This is a genomic window from Aeromonas aquatilis, from assembly GCF_054052405.1.
Genome location: NZ_JBSTYP010000156.1, coordinates 1 through 762, shown reverse-complemented (window position 1 = coordinate 762; position 762 = coordinate 1). Strand labels below are relative to the sequence as shown.

Sequence of the window (762 nt, the reverse complement as noted above, 5' to 3'; positions counted from 1 at the left end):
AGGACACCGTGACCGCCACCCCGCTGGTGCTGGATATCACCCCGCGCAACGGCGAGGCGATCCTGGCCAACTCAGTGCGCTTTGCCCTAGGTGGGTCTGTCTATGTGGACAGGCAAGGGATCCTCTATCGCAATATCGACCCTGCCACCGGAGCCGGTGAGCAGGCCGGGACACTGGATTACGCCACCGGCAAGGCGACCGTCACGGTCTGGAACCCCGGCGCGGCGCCCGTACCTGCCCTGAGTTCGCTGGTCACCAGCCTGGTGGCCCAGACGGTGGACGAGGTGACATTCAGGACGCCGGGGGCACCCATTGCGCCATCCAGCCTATACCTGAGCGGCAACACCGCAGACGGGCGCCGGTTCGAGGTGACCGCCAACGGCGATGGCACCATCACCAGCCAGGATGTGAGCGGCAAGGTTGACTATCAGACCGGGGTGGTATCGGTGCGCTTTGGCCGCCTGGTGACGGCGGCGGGCAACGAGAGTAAACCCTGGTACGACCCCGACATGGTGGTCGATGGCAAGATCTGGCGCCCCTTGTCGGTGGTGGCTGACATCATCCGGTTTAATGCGGTGGTCTATAGCTATCTGCCGCTCGATGCGGATCTGATCAAGCTGGATCCGGTGCGCCTGCCATCAGATGGTCGGGTGCCCTTTATTCGCAAGGGGTACATCGTGGTGGTGCATTCAACCAAGCGCAGCGCCTTCCCCATGGGGGTACAGGCAGGGCAGCAGCTCAACACCGGGCGCGAACGGCTGG

1 pseudogene is annotated in these 762 nt (G+C 64.2%); it reads left to right on the top strand.

Annotated elements, in window-relative coordinates:
• A pseudogene (locus ACW5W8_RS23770) lies at positions 1-762 on the top strand (curculin (mannose-binding) lectin protein); the annotation flags it as partial.